General features: G+C 71.1%; 17 protein-coding genes, 1 pseudogene and 1 riboswitch. Of the genes and pseudogenes, 12 read left to right on the top strand and 6 right to left on the bottom strand.

Translation table 11 applies throughout. From position 1 onward, the window contains the following. Positions 1 to 109 precede the first annotated feature (109 nt). On the top strand, positions 110 to 1,099 hold the full coding sequence (locus tag ACIP4X_RS27535) for a zinc-binding dehydrogenase (RefSeq protein ID WP_391457721.1): 990 nt from the start codon (positions 110 to 112) through the stop codon (positions 1,097 to 1,099). A gap of 37 nt (positions 1,100 to 1,136) precedes the next feature. Here the strand turns inward: ACIP4X_RS27535 and ACIP4X_RS27530 are convergent, their stop codons facing one another. Then, complete coding sequence (locus ACIP4X_RS27530) at positions 1,137 to 1,793, bottom strand: HAD family hydrolase (RefSeq protein WP_358730334.1); 657 nt, start codon at positions 1,791 to 1,793, stop codon at positions 1,137 to 1,139. A gap of 327 nt (positions 1,794 to 2,120) precedes the next feature. Between ACIP4X_RS27530 and ACIP4X_RS27525 the strand changes: the two genes are divergently transcribed. The 5 genes from ACIP4X_RS27525 (at position 2,121) to ACIP4X_RS27505 (ending at position 7,454) form a co-directional block, all read left to right on the top strand. Beyond that, positions 2,121 to 2,930: an SDR family oxidoreductase gene (locus ACIP4X_RS27525; RefSeq protein WP_358730335.1), complete on the top strand. Its 810-nt coding sequence runs from the start codon at positions 2,121 to 2,123 to the stop codon at positions 2,928 to 2,930. A 229-nt stretch (positions 2,931 to 3,159) separates the two neighbouring features. Next, complete coding sequence (locus ACIP4X_RS27520) at positions 3,160 to 4,317, top strand: acyl-CoA dehydrogenase family protein (protein ID WP_391457724.1); 1,158 nt, start codon at positions 3,160 to 3,162, stop codon at positions 4,315 to 4,317. Then, positions 4,314 to 5,168: a PhnD/SsuA/transferrin family substrate-binding protein gene (locus tag ACIP4X_RS27515; RefSeq protein ID WP_391457726.1), complete on the top strand. Its 855-nt coding sequence runs from the start codon at positions 4,314 to 4,316 to the stop codon at positions 5,166 to 5,168. Before ACIP4X_RS27520 ends, ACIP4X_RS27515 begins: the two co-directional genes overlap by 4 nt. Then, on the top strand, positions 5,165 to 6,370 hold the full coding sequence (locus ACIP4X_RS27510) for a ferritin-like domain-containing protein (RefSeq protein WP_391457727.1): 1,206 nt from the start codon (positions 5,165 to 5,167) through the stop codon (positions 6,368 to 6,370). The genes ACIP4X_RS27515 and ACIP4X_RS27510 overlap by 4 nt, the downstream gene beginning before the upstream one ends. 103 nt (positions 6,371 to 6,473) lie before the next feature. Next, positions 6,474 to 7,454, top strand: a complete 981-nt coding sequence (locus tag ACIP4X_RS27505; protein WP_401351084.1) for a zinc-dependent alcohol dehydrogenase family protein — start codon at positions 6,474 to 6,476, stop codon at positions 7,452 to 7,454. Here ACIP4X_RS27505 and ACIP4X_RS27500 read toward each other — a convergent pair. Genes ACIP4X_RS27500 through ACIP4X_RS27490 form a run of 3 tightly spaced genes read right to left on the bottom strand, consistent with a single transcriptional unit; the run spans position 7,435 to position 8,822 of the window. Beyond that, positions 7,435 to 7,848, bottom strand: a complete 414-nt coding sequence (locus ACIP4X_RS27500; RefSeq protein ID WP_401351082.1) for a hypothetical protein — start codon at positions 7,846 to 7,848, stop codon at positions 7,435 to 7,437. The two genes, ACIP4X_RS27505 and ACIP4X_RS27500, sit on opposite strands and share 20 nt — an antisense overlap. Positions 7,849 to 7,881: 33 nt before the next feature. Further along, a complete protein-coding gene (locus ACIP4X_RS27495) occupies positions 7,882 to 8,604 on the bottom strand; it encodes a DUF1990 family protein (RefSeq protein WP_401351081.1) in 723 nt (240 codons plus the stop codon). Positions 8,605 to 8,609: 5 nt separating this feature from the next. After that, positions 8,610 to 8,822: a hypothetical protein gene (locus ACIP4X_RS27490; RefSeq protein WP_358730342.1), complete on the bottom strand. Its 213-nt coding sequence runs from the start codon at positions 8,820 to 8,822 to the stop codon at positions 8,610 to 8,612. Positions 8,823 to 8,938: 116 nt separating this feature from the next. Here ACIP4X_RS27490 and ACIP4X_RS27485 point away from each other — a divergent pair, with 116 nt between their 5' ends. Further along, on the top strand, positions 8,939 to 9,775 hold the full coding sequence (locus ACIP4X_RS27485) for a DUF1990 domain-containing protein (protein ID WP_358730343.1): 837 nt from the start codon (positions 8,939 to 8,941) through the stop codon (positions 9,773 to 9,775). On the opposite strand, the gene ACIP4X_RS27480 is transcribed toward ACIP4X_RS27485, so the two are convergent. After that, positions 9,699 to 11,288, bottom strand: a complete 1,590-nt coding sequence (locus ACIP4X_RS27480; RefSeq protein ID WP_401351079.1) for a protein kinase — start codon at positions 11,286 to 11,288, stop codon at positions 9,699 to 9,701. The two genes, ACIP4X_RS27485 and ACIP4X_RS27480, sit on opposite strands and share 77 nt — an antisense overlap. 266 nt (positions 11,289 to 11,554) lie before the next feature. On the opposite strand from ACIP4X_RS27480, the gene ACIP4X_RS27475 reads away from it, so the two are divergent. The 4 genes and pseudogenes from ACIP4X_RS27475 (at position 11,555) to ACIP4X_RS27460 (ending at position 15,715) form a co-directional block, all read left to right on the top strand. Beyond that, positions 11,555 to 11,737, top strand: coding sequence for a GNAT family acetyltransferase (locus ACIP4X_RS27475; protein ID WP_391457733.1), 183 nt, complete (start codon positions 11,555 to 11,557; stop codon positions 11,735 to 11,737). 370 nt (positions 11,738 to 12,107) lie between these two features. Further along, positions 12,108 to 12,281: riboswitch (M-box (ykoK) riboswitch) on the top strand. A gap of 328 nt (positions 12,282 to 12,609) precedes the next feature. Further along, positions 12,610 to 14,253 (top strand): divalent metal cation transporter, encoded by a 1,644-nt coding sequence (locus tag ACIP4X_RS27470; RefSeq protein WP_391457735.1) that lies wholly within the window; start codon positions 12,610 to 12,612, stop codon positions 14,251 to 14,253. A gap of 290 nt (positions 14,254 to 14,543) precedes the next feature. Next, positions 14,544 to 15,023, top strand: a pseudogene (locus tag ACIP4X_RS27465) (MgtC/SapB family protein); the annotation flags it as partial. 149 nt (positions 15,024 to 15,172) lie between these two features. Then, the gene (locus ACIP4X_RS27460) at positions 15,173 to 15,715 is read left to right on the top strand and encodes an MOSC domain-containing protein (protein WP_391457737.1); all 543 of its coding nucleotides are present in this window, start codon (positions 15,173 to 15,175) and stop codon (positions 15,713 to 15,715) included. Between the two features lie 201 nt (positions 15,716 to 15,916). Here the strand turns inward: ACIP4X_RS27460 and ACIP4X_RS27455 are convergent, their stop codons facing one another. Then, positions 15,917 to 16,945 (bottom strand): hypothetical protein, encoded by a 1,029-nt coding sequence (locus ACIP4X_RS27455; RefSeq protein ID WP_391457739.1) that lies wholly within the window; start codon positions 16,943 to 16,945, stop codon positions 15,917 to 15,919. Positions 16,946 to 17,106: 161 nt separating this feature from the next. On the opposite strand from ACIP4X_RS27455, the gene ACIP4X_RS27450 reads away from it, so the two are divergent. Beyond that, positions 17,107 to 17,478, top strand: a complete 372-nt coding sequence (locus ACIP4X_RS27450; RefSeq protein ID WP_358730349.1) for a hypothetical protein — start codon at positions 17,107 to 17,109, stop codon at positions 17,476 to 17,478. Positions 17,479 to 17,634: the final 156 nt, after the last annotated feature.

Raw genomic sequence — 17,634 nt, 5'->3', positions numbered from 1 at the left:
CCGGCCGGCCGGCATTGACGGCCGTACCGCGTACGCCTACCGTGCCCACACTCGCGCGGCGGACAAGTGCCCGTCGTGACGGGTCCCGAGGAGATGGGGGGCCAGGGCGATGAAGGCAGTGCTCCAGGAGCGGTTCGGGCCGCCGGACATCCTGCGGCTGGGGGAAATCGACCAGCCCCGGGCCGGGGCCGGCCAGGTACTGGTACGTGTGCACGCCGCCGCGCTCAACCCCTACGACTGGCACATGATGCGCGGCGACCCCTACGCGGCACGGCTGATGGGAGGCATGGGACTGCGCCGTCCGAAGCGCCGGGTGGCCGGCATCGACGCGGCCGGAGTGGTGGAGGCCGTCGGTGCCGGGGTGGAAGGGCTACGGCCCGGCACTCCGGTACTGGGCTTCTGTACGGGTGCGTTCGCCGAATACGCCTGCGCGGCGGCGGAGTTGGTGGTGCCCAAGCCCGAGCGTCTGTCCTTCGAGCAGGCCGCGGCCGTGCCGATGGGGGCGGTGACCGCGCTGCGCGGCATCCGGACGGTGGGCCGGGCCCGGGCCGGGCAGCGGGTGCTGGTCAACGGGGCGGGCGGCGGCGTGGGCACCTTCGCCGTACAGATCGCGGCCGGCCTCGACACGGAGGTCACCGGGGTGTGCAGCGCCGGCAGTACCGAACTGGTGCGTTCACTGGGCGCCGCGCACGTCATCGACTACGCCCGCGAGGACTTCACCGACGGAGGTGCCCGCTACGACGTGATCCTGGACAACGTGGGCAACCTTCCGCCGAACCGACTGCGCCGGGCGCTCACCCCGACCGGAGTCCTCGTGGCCAACGGCGGAGGCTCACCCGGCCGGGTGTTCGGGGCGATCGGCGCCATGCTGAAACTGGCCGCGGTCAACGCGGTCTCCCGGCACAGCCTGCGCCCGATCATCCCGGCGACGCCGGACGGTCCGGCCCACGAGGACCTGCTCGCCGTGACCGCGCTCATCGAGGCCGGTCAGGTCACCCCCGTGGTCGGCCGGACCTACTCCCTGGCCGACACGGCCGAGGCCATGCGCCATGTGGAGGAGGGCCACTCACGCGGCAAGACCGTGATCACCGTCCGCTGAGGTATGCGACGCGCTGGTTCGGTCTGCTGCGGGCTGTTCAGGCCAGCGGGCTGTCCGCGAGGCAGGCCAGCAGGTGTGCGGGGTCGTCGTAGACCGCTCCCGCCCCGGCCTGTTCCAGGTCGGCGCGCGGGATGCCGCCGCACAGGACGGCCACGCAGCGCACCCCGGCCCGGGTGCCGGCCCGCATGTCCCACACGGTGTCGCCCACGAACACGGCCCGCCCGGCGGGGACCCCGACCAGTTCGAGGGCGTGCGCGACCGGTTCGGGCGCGGGCTTTCCCTCTTCCACGTCGTCGGAACTGGCCGTGGCGGCGATGGCCTCGTCCGCGTCGATGGCGCGGCGCAGCGCACTCAGTTCGGGGCCGCTCGCCGAGGTGGCGAGGACCACCGTCCACCCGTTCCGGTGCAGTCGTCGGAGCAGCCTCCCGGCGTCCTGAAGGGCCGGCAGCCTGTCGAAGTACTGGGCGTACAGGGCGGTGTGAGCGGCGCTGAGCCGGGAGTCCTGCTCCTTGTCGCGGTCCTCGCCGAGCAGGTGGGCGATCAGATCGGTGGAGCCGAGCCCGACCGCGCGATGGATGGCGTGCATGGGCACCCGGTGCCCTGCCTGCCGGAAGGCCTCCCACCAGGTGGTGACGTGGAGGTGGTTGGTGTCGACGAGCGTTCCGTCGACGTCGAAGACGGCGGCACGGTCCATCCGGGGTCCCTTTCCGTATACGAGTCGAACGGATGAGAGGCACGGGCACCGGACCAGGTGCCCGCCACGCCGGGCGGCGTCCGGCGCTCCCGGTCGTGCCCGGCGACTGGTACCCGGTCACGTGGTCACCACACGCCCCGAGGACGTTCCACACTCATCCGGGTCTGTCCTCACCCCCACCTTCTCAAGGGTTCCCCGGCGCCACCGGGGGACCGCACCACCCGGGGTCCCGCGCGATGCGGTACCGCAATCCCGCCGGTTTGCCCGGATCGCCGTCGGGTACTGCGGTGGGTCGTCCGAGCCGATCCGCCCCGTAGGAGGCCGGCCATGTCCGTTCCCGCCGCACCCGTCCCGAAGGTCGCCGTGATCACCGGTGCCGACTCGGGTATCGGCCGGGCCACCGCCGTACGCCTGGCGAAGGAGGGGATGGACATCGGCATCACCTGGCACAGCGACGACAAAGGCGCGAGGGAGACCGCCGAGGAGATCCGCGGCGCCGGCGGCAGGGCGGCACTCGCCCGGATGGACCTGACCCGCCTGCCCGCCGCCGCGGACGTACTGGACGACCTGTGCGACGAGCTCGGTCGGCTCGACGTGCTGGTCAACAACGCCGGCATCGGCACGGCCACGCCCTTCCTCGACCTCGCCCCGGACGAGGTGCGACGTGTGCTGGACGTGGACCTGGTCGGGCCGTTGCTGTGCGGGCAGAAGGCGGCGCGCCGGATGATCGGGCAGGGCCACGGCGGCCGGATCGTCAACGTGACCTCCGTGCACGAACACCAGCCGCGTGTCGGCGCCGGACCGTACTGCGCGGCCAAGGCCGGCCTCGGCCTGCTGACCCAGGTCATGGCCCTGGAACTCGCCGAGCACGGCATCACCGTCAACGCGGTCGCGCCCGGCGAGATCGCCACGCCCATGACCGGCCAGGAGGACACGGACGTGCGCACCGAGCGCCGTCCCGGGGTGCCGCTCGGGCGGCCCGGTGACGCCCGCGAGGTCGCCGCTGTGATCGCCTTCCTCGCGGGTCCCGACTCCTCCTACGTCACGGGCGCGTCCTGGAGCGTCGACGGCGGCATGCTGCGGATGGGGCCCATGGCCGGCTCGCACTTGGCAAGCGACGACTGGAGGCGCCCGTGAGCGGGGCCCCGCGACCGGCGGGTGTGACGCTACCGAACCCGCGCCCGCTTGACCCGCAGAGCGACTTTTTGCCTTGAGTGGGCACTTCCGTCACGCAGGTGGCGGCTCCGGACGCGCCTGATCTCTTCCCGTGGTGGCGGCGCGTGCTCCTCTCGTCACGCCGGACGGAATGCTTGACTTCAGAACAGCACAGGGCATTTCGCGACTACTCGTATCAAGGTGCGTCCATATGCAGGCAAGGCGAGCAGCATTCCCGTACCCCTGGACCGACGAGTTCGAGGCCGTCGTCCGCGAGATCGTCGGGCCGCTCGCCGACGACGTGGACCGGGCCGGCCGCTTCCCGGGCGAGGGAGTCCGGGCACTGGGCGAGGCAGGCATGCTGGCCCTGCTCCTGTCGCGCGACAGCGGCGGGGCGGGCGTGGGACTGCGCGAAGGCGCGCAGGTGATCGAACGGCTCGCGGGCGCCTGCGGATCGACGGCCATGGTGCTGCTGATGCACTACTCGGCCCTGAGCGTCCTGGACCGGTACGCCCCCGACGACGTGCGCCGCGACATCGCCGCGGGCCGTCATCTGAGCACGCTCGCCTTCTCCGAGCGTGGCTCCCGCAGCCACTTCTGGGCCCCGGTGGGCACGGCCACGCCCGACGGGGCCGACACGGTGTGCCTGGACGCGCAGAAGTCGTGGGTCACCTCGGCCGGCCAGGCCGACAGCTACGTCTGGTCGAGCAAGCCGGTCCAGGCGGACGGCGTGATGTCGCTGTGGCTCGTGCCCGGCGGCAGCGCCGGACTCGAAGTGCGCGGCGAGTACGACGGGTTCGGGCTGCGCGGCAACGCCTCCAGCCCCATGTCCGCGAAAGCGGTGTGCGTTCCCCGGAGCGCACTGCTGGGAGCCGACGGGGAAGGGCTGGCCACGGCTCTGGAGGCGGTGCTGCCGTGCTTCCTGGTACTCAGCGCGGCCTTCTCGCTCGGGGTGACCGAGGCCCTGCTCGGCCTCACCGCCGCACACCTTCGCGACACGCGGCTGGAGCACCTGGACCAGACCCTCGCCCAGCAGCCGCTGACGCGCCACCAGTTCGCACAACTGCGGCTGCAAGCAGACTCGTTGCGGGCGATGGTGGGGGAGACGCTCACCGCGATGGAGAGCGGACGCCCGGAAGCGACGCTGCGGGTCCTGCAGATCAAGGCCCTCGCCGCCGAGACCGCCGCCGCGGTCGCGGACGGCGCGATGCGGCTGTGCGGCGGCTCCGCCTTCCGCCGCGAGACGGGCCTCGAACGGCGCTTCCGCGACGCGCTCGCGGCCCGTGTGATGGCACCGACCACCGAAGCCCTGCACGACTTCTGCGGCCGCACGGAACTGGGCCTGCCGCTCTTCGAGGAGGCCCGATGACAGAGCTGGTGCTCGGCGCCGTCGCGTACGACCCCAAGGTCGTGACCATCTGGTCCGGATTCCGGTCCTGGCTGCGCGCGCATGACCTGCCCTTCGACTTCGTGCTGTACTCCCACTACGAGCGGCAGACCCGCGACCTGGTCGACGGGCGGATCGACGCCGCCTGGCACTCGCCGCTGGCCTGGCTGCGCACCCGTCGGCTGGCCGCCGCGGCCGGGACGGTGGTCAGCCCGCTCGTCATGCGGGACACCGACCGCGACCTGACCTCCGTGGTCGTGGTCCGCTGCGACAGCACGCTTCGCTCGCCGACCGACCTCAAGGGCGCAACCGTCGTCGTCGGCGCGGTCGACTCACCCCAGGCGACCCTGATCCCGCTGCAGCACCTGGCCGACCTCGGCCTGGTCGCGGGCACCGACTTCGAGGTACGCCGCCACGACACCGGAGTCGGCCTGCACGGCGACCACATCGGCGGCGAACGGGACGCGGCACGCGCCCTGATGGCGGGAGCGGCGGACGCCGCCTGCATGATCGACGCCAACCACCTGCTGTTCGCGCAGGAGGGCACCCTTCCGCCCGGCAGCACACGCCTGCTGTCGCGCACCCCGCCCTACGACCACTGCGTCCTGGCGGCGGGGCCCTCCCTGGACACGGAACTCGGGCAGCGGTGCACGGAATTCCTGCTGGCCATGTCCTACGACGATCCCGAAGTCCGCCCGCTCCTGGACCTGGAGGGGCTCACCCGGTGGGTGCCCGGCCGGGAGACCGGATTCGGCCCACTGACCGCGGCCGTCGACGCCACGGGTTTCTACGACGCGAGCGGCCGGATCACCGCGCACGGCTACCGGCCATGACCCACGGCACGGCCGTGGTCGACCTCGGGGCGCTCGGTTTCGAGCAGGGCGCCCACCTGCTGCTGGACCGCGCCCTGCGGCAGGCGCCGCACGGCAGCCGGGTCCAGGTCCTCGGCACGGACCCGGCCCTGCTGCCGCACCTGTCCGTCTGGTGCCGCCGCGAAGGGCACGAGCTTCGGATCGCCGAGCCGAGGGAGGCGCCGGTGGTGGCGCGCCTGCGGGCGGGGCCCGCCGTGAGCGCCCGTCTCAAGGCCGCACAACGCGCCGGTGGCCCGTCCGCCGCGCAGATCGCCGAGCGGGCGCCCCTGCACTGGGGCCTCGCGGCACGCGGGGCGCTGGTGGAGGCCGGCGGCCCCGAGATCCCCTTCACGGTGGTCGACCGTGACATCGCGTGGGCGGACCTCGCGCCGCGCCTGTACCTTCAGGCGGCCGCCTCGCAGTGGGACCCCCGGGGCGCGGTCGACTGGGATGCCGACTTCACCCTGCCCGACGAGATCGAGGCCGCCGTCGTCCAGGTGATGACGTACCTCGTGGAGAACGAACAGGCCGCCCTCGTGGTGCCGTCGCGACTGCTGGTCCAGGTCCATCCCCACTTCCGCGAAGTGCTCCAACTGCTCGCGGTCCAGGCCGCGGACGAGGCCCGGCACGTGGAGGTCTTCACGCGGCGGGCGCTGCTGAGGGGCGGCACGATGGGCACCTCTTCGGTGGGCGGCAGGGCGTCGCTCGCGACCCTGCTGAGCGAGCCGGACTTCTCCATCGCGTCCTTCCTGCTCTCCGTGCTCGGAGAAGGCAGCTTCCTCGGCCTCCTGGCGTTCCTGGAGCGGCACGCCCCCGACCCGGTCACCCGCCGAATCAGCCGTCTGGTACGCCAGGACGAGGCACGGCACGTGGCGTTCGGGGTCGGGCACCTGGAGCACCGGGCCGCGGTCGACCCGCTGCTGCGCGACCGGCTGCGGGCCGCGGTGGAGCGGCGGCACGACGCGCTGATCGGTACGGCGGGGCTCAACCGGGACGTCTTCGACTCCCTGGTGCTGCTGGCTGCCGGCTCCTTCGACCCGCAGGACATCGCACACGGCTGGCAGGCGGTGCAACGGCTGCGCACCGAGATGGACGAGGGACGCCGCCACCGGCTGTCCCGCCTCGGCTTCTCCGACGGCGAGGCAACCGCCCTGTCCGCACTGCACACCCGCAACTTCATGTGAGGCCCACTCCGTCGAGCCGTGCCGGACGCATCCCGGGCCGTTGCGAGGACGGCCTGTTCGTAGGATGAGGTGTCCTGACGGGAGCGCGGTAGGGAGGCCGTTGATGCCGGCTGCCGTGGCCGACGTGCTCGGACCGCTCGCCGAGGTCCTGTCCCTGCGTGATGTGGACGGGCCCGCGACTCCCGGCACGGGTGAGGTCGTGGTGCGCATGCTCGCGTCGACCGTCAACCCCTCGGACGAGGTGACCGTCTCGGGTGCCTACGGGGCGCGGACGTCGTTCCCCATGGTCCCGGGCTTCGAGGGCGTCGGCGTGATCGACGCCGTCGGCCCGGGAGTGCCCGCCGGGGCGGTGGGCGGGCGGGTCCTGCCGCTGGGGTCTGCCGGGGCCTGGCAGCAGTACAAGCGACTCGACCACTCCTGGTGCGTTCCGGTGCCGGACGACCTTCCCGACGAGGTCGCCTGCTTCGCCTACATCAACCCCCTGACGGCCGTGATGATGGTCGAGCGGTTCTGCCGGCCGGGCGTGCGGAACGTGGTGGTCACAGCGGCGACATCGGCCATCGGTCGGCACCTGGCGGAACTCCTGACCGACCGCGGTGTCGCACCGGTCGGGGTCGTGCGGGGAACGCCGGGGCGGGCGGTGGCCGAGCCGTCCCGTTGGCGGGCCGTGATCCGGACGAACGAGCCAGGGTGGCGTGAGGAACTGCGGGCGGTGATCGGCCCGCAAGGCGTCGATGTGGCCTTCGACTGCGTCGGTGGCGACATGGGCGAAGAGGTGTTCACGCTGACGGCCGCCGGCGGCGTGTTCGTCCACTACGGCCTGCTGTCGGGCACGCCGCTCTCGATGGAGCGCCTCACCGGCCGCAGGGACGTACGCGTGGAGCTCTTCCGCCTGCGCGACACCGTTCACGAGGACGGCGGACAGCGCCTTTCCGAGCTGTTCGCACCGGTCTTCGAGAGCCTGCGCCGCGGACAGCTGCGTACGGCCGTCGGGAAACGCGTCGGGCTCAGCGAACTCATCGGCCACCTGCAAAGGCCGGCAAGCGAACGCGCGGGGAAGATCCTTATCGATCCGCAGAGGTGACCATCGCGACCACATGCTCCAGCTGCGTGTCCATGGCCCACAGCCATACGGGTCCGTCGGACGATTCGCACTCGATCACCGAGACGCCGGCCGGCAGCCACAACAGTTCGCGGCCGCCCTTCTGCTCGCGCACGCGGACGAAACGCAGATCTGCCGGGATCTCACGGAGCCGAGTCCACGGCCAGCGGGGTTCCCGTCGAAACTCCTCGGCGTCGGCTCGCACCCGGCCCGGGCTCCATCGGCCGCTGACATTCGGCCGCTTGGCCCCGATCGGGATGAGGACTGCCTGCCCCATCCTGGCCTGTGCCAAGGCCCGCCGAGACCGCCGACGGCGGATCGTCTCGCCGAGCAGCACGCCGAGCATGATGCAGATCCCCGTGATCGCCATGGACATGCGAGCAGTAAAACAGCCGGGTGACTGATCGCGTCAGCCGGGGGCGACGCGGCGGATCGCCAGCGCATCCAAGCGTCGCGTCTTCGCGTCGGACGGCGCGCACACCAGGTGCCCGACACCGGGCGGGGGGCCGGGACCCGGGCGCTCGCCGTTCAACGCGGCCTCGACGAAGTCCCGGAGCCGTTCACCGCATCGGCGGTAGAACCGCAGTTGGGTGCGGCGGCCGAACAGCCGCCACCCGAGAAGAGTGATCCGGTCCAGGGTGGGGGCGCCCTGCGAATGGCAGGAGATCACGAACTGCACCTGTCCCGTGTTCTCCTGCTTCACCACCTCGTAGGTGACCTTGCCGCGCTCCAGGTGGCCCTCCAGGGTCTCGTAGGCCCAACCCCAGGTGCGCTCCGTGTTGTTGCGTCTGTCGTTCACCACCTCGGTGACGCGCACACCGCAGTAGAAGTGCATGCCGTGGAACCGGGCCTCCAGGAGCATGTTCCGGCCGAGGAGGGGCGCGGCCGGGTCGTAGAGTGCCCGGACGATCTCCGGCGGGGAGAACTCGTAGTCGCGGACCAGACGGCAGGCGTGCTCCCAGGGCCCTCCCGGCTCCGGAGCGCCAGGTCGCTCCATCGGCAGCGCGATGCGGTAGGTGTCGATGTTCCAGTACGGGCGGCGTACCTCGTCGGCGGAGTAGTTGACGGGGGACTTCGCGAGCGTTCTCCACACCTGTGCTGCGTCGAGCCGCCCGAAGACCACGTCGCCCATCGCGATCACTCGAATTCTTGAAGTGACTCGCCGATCAGCCACATCGTCGGTGGCCACAGGCCCACGAACAGGGCACGCCGCTCGGCGTTCCCCCGCTGTTCCTGGTCGACCGTCTTCGCGCGTACCCACAACGTCAGGCAGAGACCGATCGCCCCGACGGAGGCAAGTTGCAGGTGCGCGCGGCGTACGCCCGCTCGATGCAGGAGCCGGACCACCATGTGGACCTCCTGGGTTCGTCCGCGTACGGTGTCACGCTTTGTCACTGTCGGTGTAGCAAGGTATACACGTATTTGTGCGTGTTTCCCATGTTTTAGCAGCCTGAAAGGGGGCGCGGATGTCGGAACCGGCCTGCCCTCGTGCTCTCACCGTGCTGGCGCGGTGGCTTCTGGGCACGGTGCTGGTCACCTGGCGCTATCTGTGGGAAACGACCCCCCTGCATCGTGGCGGCGATGCACCGGGTGATGACAGCGACCGCCCGCCCCGGCTGCCCCTGGAAGCGATCGACGACCGGGTGCAGCGGGCGGAGGACGGCTGGGGCCTCCTGTGCCACCGCCTCTTCCAGGTGCGCATCGCCGCCGCCGACCTCGACGCCGACCGGCTCATCGAAGCGGTGTGCCGCGACTTCAAGCGCTTCGTCCCCTCGGAGGTGGTCGACATCCGTACCGGTGAGCTGCGCACCCAGGGCCTCGACGTCGCGGACGAGCTGCTGGTGGAGATGCCGGGGCCCTGGAACGGCCCCGTCAGGGTCGTCCGCCGCGACGCGGATTGCCTGCGCCTGGCGACGCTGCGCGGCCACATGGAGGCCGGGCAGGTGCAGTTCCGGGCGTGGGAGGACGGCGACCTGCTGGTGTTCGAGATCGAGCTGTGGGCCTGCGCCGCCAGCCGCTTGGTGCACCTGCTCTACGCGCGCCTGCGTCTGGCGAAGGAGATTCAGCTCAACATGTGGGTCCGGTTCTGTCTGTCCGCCGTCACGGCCTCCGGCGGACGGCTGGTCGACGGAGTGCACATCCGCACCCGCTGGCTCGACCGTCCGGGCGCGGCACCGGCCCGCCCGATGCCGCGGACCACGCCAACTCTTCTGGCACGGCCCGCACTCACCGCTCGCCACCTGGCGGGAGCGGCCCGTGCGGCGAGCATGAGGCGGGCCCGGCGGCGGAGAGACAACCGGTGACGGACAGCATGATGCGCGAGGCCGAACAGTTCACGGCCACGCTGTCGGCTCTCGCCTGTTGGGGCACTAGGGACGGGTGCAGCGGCCGGTCGGAGGGCGGACGGCACTGGAGGGGGAAGTCGGCCGCGCTCGTGCTCAGGTAGCGGCCGATGCACGCGTTGGCCGTGGTTCTGCCGCGCGCGGCGCAGAAGGCGAGTGCGGAGCGTCCGTCGGTGAAGGGGCCCGGGGCGTAGATCACCCGGTAGCCCGGGCGCAATGACGCGTAGTCGTCGCTGCGGAGCACCTCTGCCTCGGGCACCGACCGCCGGATCGTGGCGAGCCGCTTGTCAAGGTCGGCGGGCTCCGTCGTCGCGCCCGATGTCGCTCCCTTCGGCGGGGCCGCCGCTGTCCCGGCAGTCCGCTCGGACGGAGAACTCACCGCGGTGGTCGCCGACTGAGTGGACGTCATGCTCGGAGAGGTGTCCACCGCACTGCTCGCTCCGTCGTTCCCCGGACCGCGAAGTGTGAGCACCAGCGCGGTCGTCACGGCCGTGGCGGCGGCCGCCAGCACCGTCGCGGTCACCGCGACGACGGCCGGCCTCCGATTCCGCGGAGGGCCGGGCGCGAGGGCGGATCTCGGGGTGTCCGCCTGGGTGGGCGGATATTCGGGAGGAAGCGCCGGAGCCGACGGCACCGACGCGGTCACCGTCGGCCGCTCCCAGCGCGGCGCCGAGGCGGACTCCACCCGCGCGAGCATCGCGTCCAGCTCCTCGGCGTCCGGGCGGGCCGCCGGGTCGCGTACCAGCAGAGCCCGCAGCACGGGGGCAAGGGCACCGGAACGCACCGGCGGCGGCACGGGCTCTTCGAGCACCGCGGCGAGAGTGGCGAGCGTCGTGGCACGCCGCAGCGGGCTGACGCCCTCGACGCTCACATACAGCAACAGGCCGAGCGACCACAGGTCGGACGCCGGGGCGTCGTCGTGGCCGCGGATGCGCTCGGGAGCGATGTACTCGGGTGATCCGACGAGTTCGCCCGTCGCTGTCAGCGAGGTCGAGCCCCGCATCCCCGCGATGCCGAAGTCGGTGAGCACGGCCGTTCCGTCGCCGCGCAGCAGGACGTTGGCGGGTTTGACGTCCCGGTGCTGGATGCCGACCGCATGGGCGGCCCGCAACGCGGACAGCACCTGACGTCCCAGGGCGGCCGCCTCCACGGGCGTCAGCGGGCGGGCCGAGAGCCGTTCCTGGAGAGAGGGCCCTGGCACCAGCTCCATCACGAGCCACGGGTGGGGATCCGCATCGACGGTGTGATGGATGGTCACGACGTTCGGGTGGCTGAGCCGGGCCAGCGCCCGCGCTTCGCGCAGCACGCGCTCACGCGAGACGTCCGACGCCGCCGGGTCCGACCGCACGGCCTTGTGCGCGACCTCCCGCTGCAGCAGCGTGTCCCTCGCCCGCCACGCCGTGCCCATTCCGCCGCTGCCGAGCCGTTCGATCAGCTGGAAGCGTCCGTCCAGCAGCTCTCCCCCTGCGCCCATGCGCAAAAGGTCAGAGCGCGTGCAGGTGGTTGTACCCTGGGTCGAGTGGGCTGTTGCCCGCGCACGATGTGACCGCTGCTGGCCCGAGGAGGTGACGGGATGAGTCCCTGCAGCAGTAGTCCCAGCTCCCATTCCGTTGCACCCGGGGCGCCCGGCGGCCACCGCGCCGTCGTCTGACGGCCGCCTCGACTCGTAGTGCGCAGCGCCGGACGGTGATCGTGTTCGCCGCCGGTGCGCCTCGGGTGCCGATCAGGCGGAGGTGCGTCATGACGATCACCATCACCCTGCCTCGTTTCCTTGTTCCCGAGGTGGCCGAGCGTGGTCTGCGGCAGTTGCTGCCGGTCGCCGAGCCGGCGGTCCTCGCCCTGGCCGACGCGTGCGGCGTCGGGATCCCGGTGAGCCTGCTGTGGTTCGGCGTCAAGGTCGCCCGGTCGTCCACGCAGAGCTGATCGACGAGCTGATCGACAGCCCGGCCCGTGGGAGGCAGACAGTGAACGGTCCGCAGGAACAAGCACGCCTGGCGGTTCGCCGCGCCAGGCAACGGCTGACCGAGGACGCGGCCGCCCTGATGGCCGCGTCCGGGGAAGCCGCCGAGATCGGGATGGAGACGCGTGCGGAAGAGCTCCGACGCGCCGTCCTTGTCGCCTGGAGCACCGGTGTGGCGCCCGAGGACATTGCCCAGGACGCCGGTGTGGAGCTCCGTGTGATCCGTGGGTGGGCCGTTCCAGGCGGTACACGTCCTGGCTCTTGATTGCGTCAAGACCTGGTCAATAAGTTGCGTATACGTGCAAGTACGGCGCTACACTCGTGGAGGTTGAAGAGGCACCTCGTTCGGTGAGGCGTCTTCACGGACACAGGCCACTGACCCCACGACGTCGAGAGACGCCCAGGGTCAGGACAGGTCTCCCCGGCCCAAGGGGTGACCCCAAGTGGCTTCCCGCGCAGAGGGATTACGCCGTGGAGTGCCAAAGCTCTGACGAGTTGGGGTGTACCGGCCGCCGTCGTGCGGACCGGTTCGCTCCTTGCCGTGTCGTCGACGACGCCCCTCGTGCGGGTGTCCCCGGCCGGAAGGAGGCGAGAGACATGGATTGCAGTAGCAGTCCGGGCCACAGTCGGCCCCTGACCCGCTTGTCCTCGCATTCTTCCGGCACGCGGTAACCCTCTCCCCGCGCGGCTGCGCTGCGCCGCGCCCTCCCACCCCTCCTCCGTCCTGACGGCCGTGGAGACGGTGTGGGCTGTCCTGCGCGCCCCGGCGCGTGGGGAGATGGCTGCCTCGTGCCTCCGAACGCCTCCCCCGGTGGGGGGAATTGGGAGGTACCTCATGGCCAACACCACCATCGACACCACCGCCGCGGCAGCCCGCCTCGCGGTTCTCGACGACGCGCACGTCGGCGACATCCGCGGCGCGCTCGGCACCATCAAGCTCGACGACACCGCACCTCGCACCGGCCTGTCGGCCAAGCTCAAGACGCTTCTGGCGATCGTCGGCCCCGGCCTGATCGTGATGGTCGGCGACAACGACGCCGGCGCCTTCGCCACCTATGGCCAGGCGGGCCAGAACTACGGCACCCACCTCCTGTGGACCCTGCTGCTCCTGGTGCCTGTGCTGTACGTGAACCAGGAGATGGTGCTGAGGCTCGGCGCGGTCACCGGCGTCGGCCACGCCCGGCTGATCCTGGAGCGGTTCGGGAAGTTCTGGGGCGCCTTCAGCGTGATCGACCTGTTCCTGCTCAACGCGCTCACCCTGGTGACGGAGTTCATCGGCATCACCCTGGCGGCCGGCTACCTGGGGCTGCCCAAAACCGCCGCCGTGGTCCTCGCGGCCGGGATCATCATCGCGTCGGCGTTCACGGGATCGTTCCGGCGGTTCGAGCGGATGGCGATGGCACTGTGCGCGGCCTCGCTGCTCCTGGTGCCGATCTACTTCATGATCCACCCGCACGCCTCTCAGATGGCGCGGGACTTCGTGCTGCCGGGCCTTCCCGGCGGGAGCGGGCAGCTGTCGACGGTGATGCTCCTGATCATCGGGATCGTAGGGACGACGGTGGCCCCGTGGCAGCTCTTCTTCCAGCAGTCGTACGTGATCGACAAGCGGATCACCCCGCGGTTCATGCGCTACGAGAAGGCCGACCTGTGGATCGGCATCGTGGTGGTGGTGATCGGGGCCGCGGCGATGATGGGCTTCACCGCCGCGGCGTTCGCCGGCACCCACGGCTTCGGCCAGTTCACCGACAGCGCGGGCATCGCCACCGGCCTCGAGCACAGGGCCGGCAAGGTGGCCGGGGTACTGTTCGCGATCGCGCTGCTGGACGCCTCGATCATCGGCGCGTTCGCGGTGTCCCTGTCCACCGCCTACGCGATCGGTGACGTGCTCGGGCTCAAGCACTCCCTGCACCGCGGCGTCCGCGGCGCCAAGGGCTTCTACGCCGTCTACGCCGGGCTGGTGGCCGCCGCCGCGGTGATCGTGCTGATCCCCGGTTCCCCGCTGGGCCTGCTGACCGAGGGCGTGCAGACCCTGGCCGGGGTGCTCCTGCCGTCGGCGTCGGTGTTCCTGCTGCTGCTGTGCAACGACAGGGCCGTCCTCGGCCCATGGGTCAACGGCCGCAGGACCAACGCGTTCACCGCCGCCGTGGTCGGTGTGCTGGTCGCCCTGTCGATCATCCTGACCGCCTCCGTGCTGTTCCCGGACATCTCCGCGCACGCGATCCTGCGGATCATGGCCGGATGCGGCATCGCAGGGGTGCTGGCCGCCGGATACTCCTTCGTCCGGCGTCACAGCCGGACGGCGGAGCAGCCGATCGACCGCACGAATCGGGACACATGGCGGATGCCCCGCCTGGAGACGCTGACCCGGCCGGTGATGTCCACCGCCCACCGGATCGGCATGGGCGCGCTGCGCACGTATCTGCTGATCGCCATGGTCCTGGTGGTCTTGAAGATCGTCCAGGTGGCGCTCGGCCACTGATCGCTGGAGGGCGCCTACCGAAAGCCATCCGGTGACGCGAGGCGTCCGGGGGAGGCCAGGCGCCCTGGGACGGCGAGGCGTCCGGGGGAGGCCAGGCGCCCTGGGACGGCGAGGCGTCCGGGGGAGGCAGGTGCGGCGGATCGGGGCCGTCGCCGAGGACCAGGCGCCCCACGACGTGCCCGGCCACCACCACGCGTTCCACCCCACCGACTCGGCCGGCAACGCCCCTGAAGCAGGTTCACCCGGTTCACTCCGGCCGCGCGTGCGGCCCGCCCTGAAGGTGGCGCCCCGTGCACACCCTGACCACTTTCGAGTTCCTGACCAGGCTCGCGGCCGGCGCGGCCTGCGGCGCGCTGATCGGCGTCGAGCGGCAGTGGCGCGCCCGGATGGCGGGCCTGCGCACGAACGCCCTGGTCGCCACCGGCGCCACCTTGTTCGTGCTGTACAGCGAGGCGGTCGGCGACGTGGGCAGCCCCACCCGGGTGGCCTCGTACGTGGTGTCCGGGATCGCGTTCCTGGGCGGCGGTGTGATCCTGCGCGACGGCGCGGTGGTACGCGGTCTCAACACCGCCGCCACCCTGTGGTGCTCGGCCGCGGTCGGGGTCCTGGCCGCCACCGGCCGGCTGGACCTCGCGGGCCTCGGCACGGCCGCCGTCCTCGCCGTGCACCTGGTCCTGCGGCCGGCCGGACGGCTGCTGGACCGGGCCCCGGCCGCGGGCACCGACCCCGACGCCTCCGGCCCCGCGACCGTGCACCTGGCGTGCGACCGGCCACCTCGGTCAACCGCGACGTCACAGCCGTGCCCGAGCGGGCGGCGTGACTGACGACCCACCCATGATTGATCGCGGCTGCTGCGCAGTGAGGGGCGAGGGCTAGGCTCGTGGCTGACCAATTGTTGTTGACGAGGGGATTCCGAGGTATGAGCGGGCGGGTTACGGCGGTCAGCAGCAACGGGGAGTACTCGTTCACCAAGCCGAACCAGGGCAGCATCAAACTGCTCGCCGGGCTCGGTGTGGAGGGGGACGTGCACGCCGGCGTGACGGTCAAGCACCGCTCGCGCGTCGCGCAGGATCCCACCCAGCCGAATCTGCGCCAGGTCCACCTCATGCACGAAGAGCTCTTCGCCGAGGTCGGTGAGAAAGGGTTCAGGGTGGCGCCCGGCGAACTCGGCGAGAACATCACCACGAGCGGCATCGATCTGCTCGCTCTGCCGGTCGGCGCATTGCTGCGCATCGGGGACTCCGCGGTCCTGGAAGTCACCGGTCTCCGCAATCCCTGCCTGCAGATCGACAACTTCCAGGACGGACTGCTGAAGCAGGTCGTCGGCCGCGACGAGGCGGGGAACATCGTGCGCAAAGCCGGAATCATGAGCATCGTGAGGGAAGGCGGCGTGGTGCGCCCCGGCGACCCGATCGAAGCGGAACTTCCCAGCGGCCCGCACCGCCCCCTGGACCGCGTCTGACCCGGGCGGGCCGTGACATACCGCACCTCCCAACGCGGCGGCGGACACCTGTCCCGCTGGCCAGTACCCGTCACATGGACCGCCAGCGACCTGTATCCACCTTCCGCCCATCCCGACGCGTCCAACACCTCATCCACCTCTGGTGACCAGCTGCTCATCCTGTGCCCCGGCTCCTCAACTACGCGGTCATGGCCAAGTGGCCTACTGGCTGCTCCAGCGGTGCGGATGGCTGGGCTCTTTGGGGCAGGCGAAGATATTGAGTTCGCCCCAGCGGCCCACGGTGACCTCGGTCGGACTGGCGTACAGGTGTGTGGGCAGGTCCTGTTCTTCCAGGGGCTTCCAGCTGCTGCTGCCGTCCCATTCCGAGCTGTCGATGGTCAGCAGCAGGTGCATCGACGTCGAGCAAGTCGGGCAGTTCATGGGGGATGGATCGGTGGTGTGCCAGGAGGCGAAACCGCCCGCACGCCAGCCTGGGGGGAGGGACAGGTCGCACTGATAGTTCAGCGGCTCGGCGGCAGCCTCGTCCGCCGACTGCTCCGCATCCTCCTCCAGCGCTTCTTCCCAGGCGTGGATCCGGGTGCGCAGGTCGTCCGGGAGGAGGCCGGCGAACGGGTAGGTGGTCACCTGCTCCGGGAGCAGCACGCACGGCTCGGGCACGTACCCCTCGAAGCCGACGACCTGCGGCTGCGGCGGCGCCGTCTGCACTTCGGCGACCTCCCACGACCGGCGCCAGCGCAGGTCCAGCAGCATGCCGTAGCCGCTGGGGCCGTGGGCGTCAAAGGGGCACCAGAACACCTGAAGCAGATCGCAGTCGCCCGGTCCGGCCGGCAGGTCGGGGACGTCTCTCCGATACAGCTGAGCAAGGCCGACCAGTGGCAGCGGATTGTTTGCGACGGCCTCGTCAACGCGGTGTTCCTGCTCCAGCCGCTTCAGCAGCTGCCGTTCCTCGTCCGTGGGGCCGGGGTTCGGTTCACGGAGCCAAGCGGAGGTCAGGATCTGCCGCTGCTGGTGGATGTCCGCCGGGCGTCGGCCACGCACGTGACGGTGAGGCTCGGTGCACACCGGCCAGGGTTCGTCCGTCGGCCACAACAGGGGACCGCCCACGGAACTGCCCGCCACGTCCGGTCGGCCTGGGCGAGGGTGGAGCCGAGTGGTGGTGCCCCGGTGGGCTGACAACTCCGGGAAGAGCGCCTCGACATCGAGCGGGCGCGGCGGTGTGGTTCTCGACATGCACGTGACCTTAGACAGCCGCCGAGTGCCATGATGCAGGACCCACGAAGCAACCGCCTCCACACCAGCGCTGTCAGAGCCCGGGTTCTGACAGCGACCGAGAGTTCGGCGCTCGGGGAAATTCTCCAGGGCCGGAGCTGTCTGACCGGCACAATGTCCCGATGACCCTCTTCACCTGCGCGAACTGCCGTCAGCCACTCACCGGAGAGCTCAAGGAAGCTCGGCCGCGGCGCGACACCGAAACGCGGTCCGGCCGCCGGATCGCTCCTCCGCGGATGGCCCGAGGCACCTACGCGATCAGCGATGACGCCGGCCTCTTCATCGTGCATCCCGACGATGTGCCGGGAACGGTTCCGCACCCTGACCACCGGCGTCACAACGGCTGCTGCGGACTCGACGGTCTGGACGGGCCCAATCTCGTCTGCGCGGCCTGTGGTTCCGAGGTCGCCACCAAACAATCGGACTGCTGGACCGAGCATCTGGTGACCCTGACCGCCGCCGCGGTCGTCGGCGAAGCCGAATCCCTGTCCTGAACTGGTCGGCTAAGAAGCTGTTGTCTTTCCGTGCGTGATCGGCAGGTTTCCGCTGGTCGTGGATAGGTGCGGTAGGTCCGTGGGAGTAGTGGCCTGTCACGTCTTCACTCCCCGGGGGGTCTCGAATGCCGTCGGTCGTCGGACTACTGGAACAGC

This window comes from Streptomyces sp. NPDC088817 (assembly GCF_044750345.1).
Taxonomy (GTDB): domain Bacteria; phylum Actinomycetota; class Actinomycetes; order Streptomycetales; family Streptomycetaceae; genus Streptomyces.
This window is presented reverse-complemented; position numbering and strand designations above follow the sequence as displayed.

Coding starts and splice junctions, on each gene's coding strand:
- ACIP4X_RS27515 (WP_391457726.1), top strand. CDS start 4,314: ATGACAGAGCTGGTGCTCGGCGCCGTCGCGTACGACCCCAAGGTCGTG.
- ACIP4X_RS27485 (WP_358730343.1), top strand. CDS start 8,939: ATGTCGGAACCGGCCTGCCCTCGTGCTCTCACCGTGCTGGCGCGGTGG.
- ACIP4X_RS27480 (WP_401351079.1), bottom strand. CDS start 11,288: ATGGGCGCAGGGGGAGAGCTGCTGGACGGACGCTTCCAGCTGATCGAA.
- ACIP4X_RS27530 (WP_358730334.1), bottom strand. CDS start 1,793: ATGGACCGTGCCGCCGTCTTCGACGTCGACGGAACGCTCGTCGACACC.
- ACIP4X_RS27490 (WP_358730342.1), bottom strand. CDS start 8,822: ATGGTGGTCCGGCTCCTGCATCGAGCGGGCGTACGCCGCGCGCACCTG.
- ACIP4X_RS27495 (WP_401351081.1), bottom strand. CDS start 8,604: ATGGGCGACGTGGTCTTCGGGCGGCTCGACGCAGCACAGGTGTGGAGA.
- ACIP4X_RS27535 (WP_391457721.1), top strand. CDS start 110: ATGAAGGCAGTGCTCCAGGAGCGGTTCGGGCCGCCGGACATCCTGCGG.
- ACIP4X_RS27525 (WP_358730335.1), top strand. CDS start 2,121: ATGTCCGTTCCCGCCGCACCCGTCCCGAAGGTCGCCGTGATCACCGGT.
- ACIP4X_RS27450 (WP_358730349.1), top strand. CDS start 17,107: ATGACCCTCTTCACCTGCGCGAACTGCCGTCAGCCACTCACCGGAGAG.
- ACIP4X_RS27470 (WP_391457735.1), top strand. CDS start 12,610: ATGGCCAACACCACCATCGACACCACCGCCGCGGCAGCCCGCCTCGCG.
- ACIP4X_RS27500 (WP_401351082.1), bottom strand. CDS start 7,848: ATGTCCATGGCGATCACGGGGATCTGCATCATGCTCGGCGTGCTGCTC.
- ACIP4X_RS27475 (WP_391457733.1), top strand. CDS start 11,555: ATGACGATCACCATCACCCTGCCTCGTTTCCTTGTTCCCGAGGTGGCC.
- ACIP4X_RS27520 (WP_391457724.1), top strand. CDS start 3,160: ATGCAGGCAAGGCGAGCAGCATTCCCGTACCCCTGGACCGACGAGTTC.
- ACIP4X_RS27460 (WP_391457737.1), top strand. CDS start 15,173: ATGAGCGGGCGGGTTACGGCGGTCAGCAGCAACGGGGAGTACTCGTTC.
- ACIP4X_RS27455 (WP_391457739.1), bottom strand. CDS start 16,945: ATGTCGAGAACCACACCGCCGCGCCCGCTCGATGTCGAGGCGCTCTTC.
- ACIP4X_RS27510 (WP_391457727.1), top strand. CDS start 5,165: ATGACCCACGGCACGGCCGTGGTCGACCTCGGGGCGCTCGGTTTCGAG.
- ACIP4X_RS27505 (WP_401351084.1), top strand. CDS start 6,474: ATGCCGGCTGCCGTGGCCGACGTGCTCGGACCGCTCGCCGAGGTCCTG.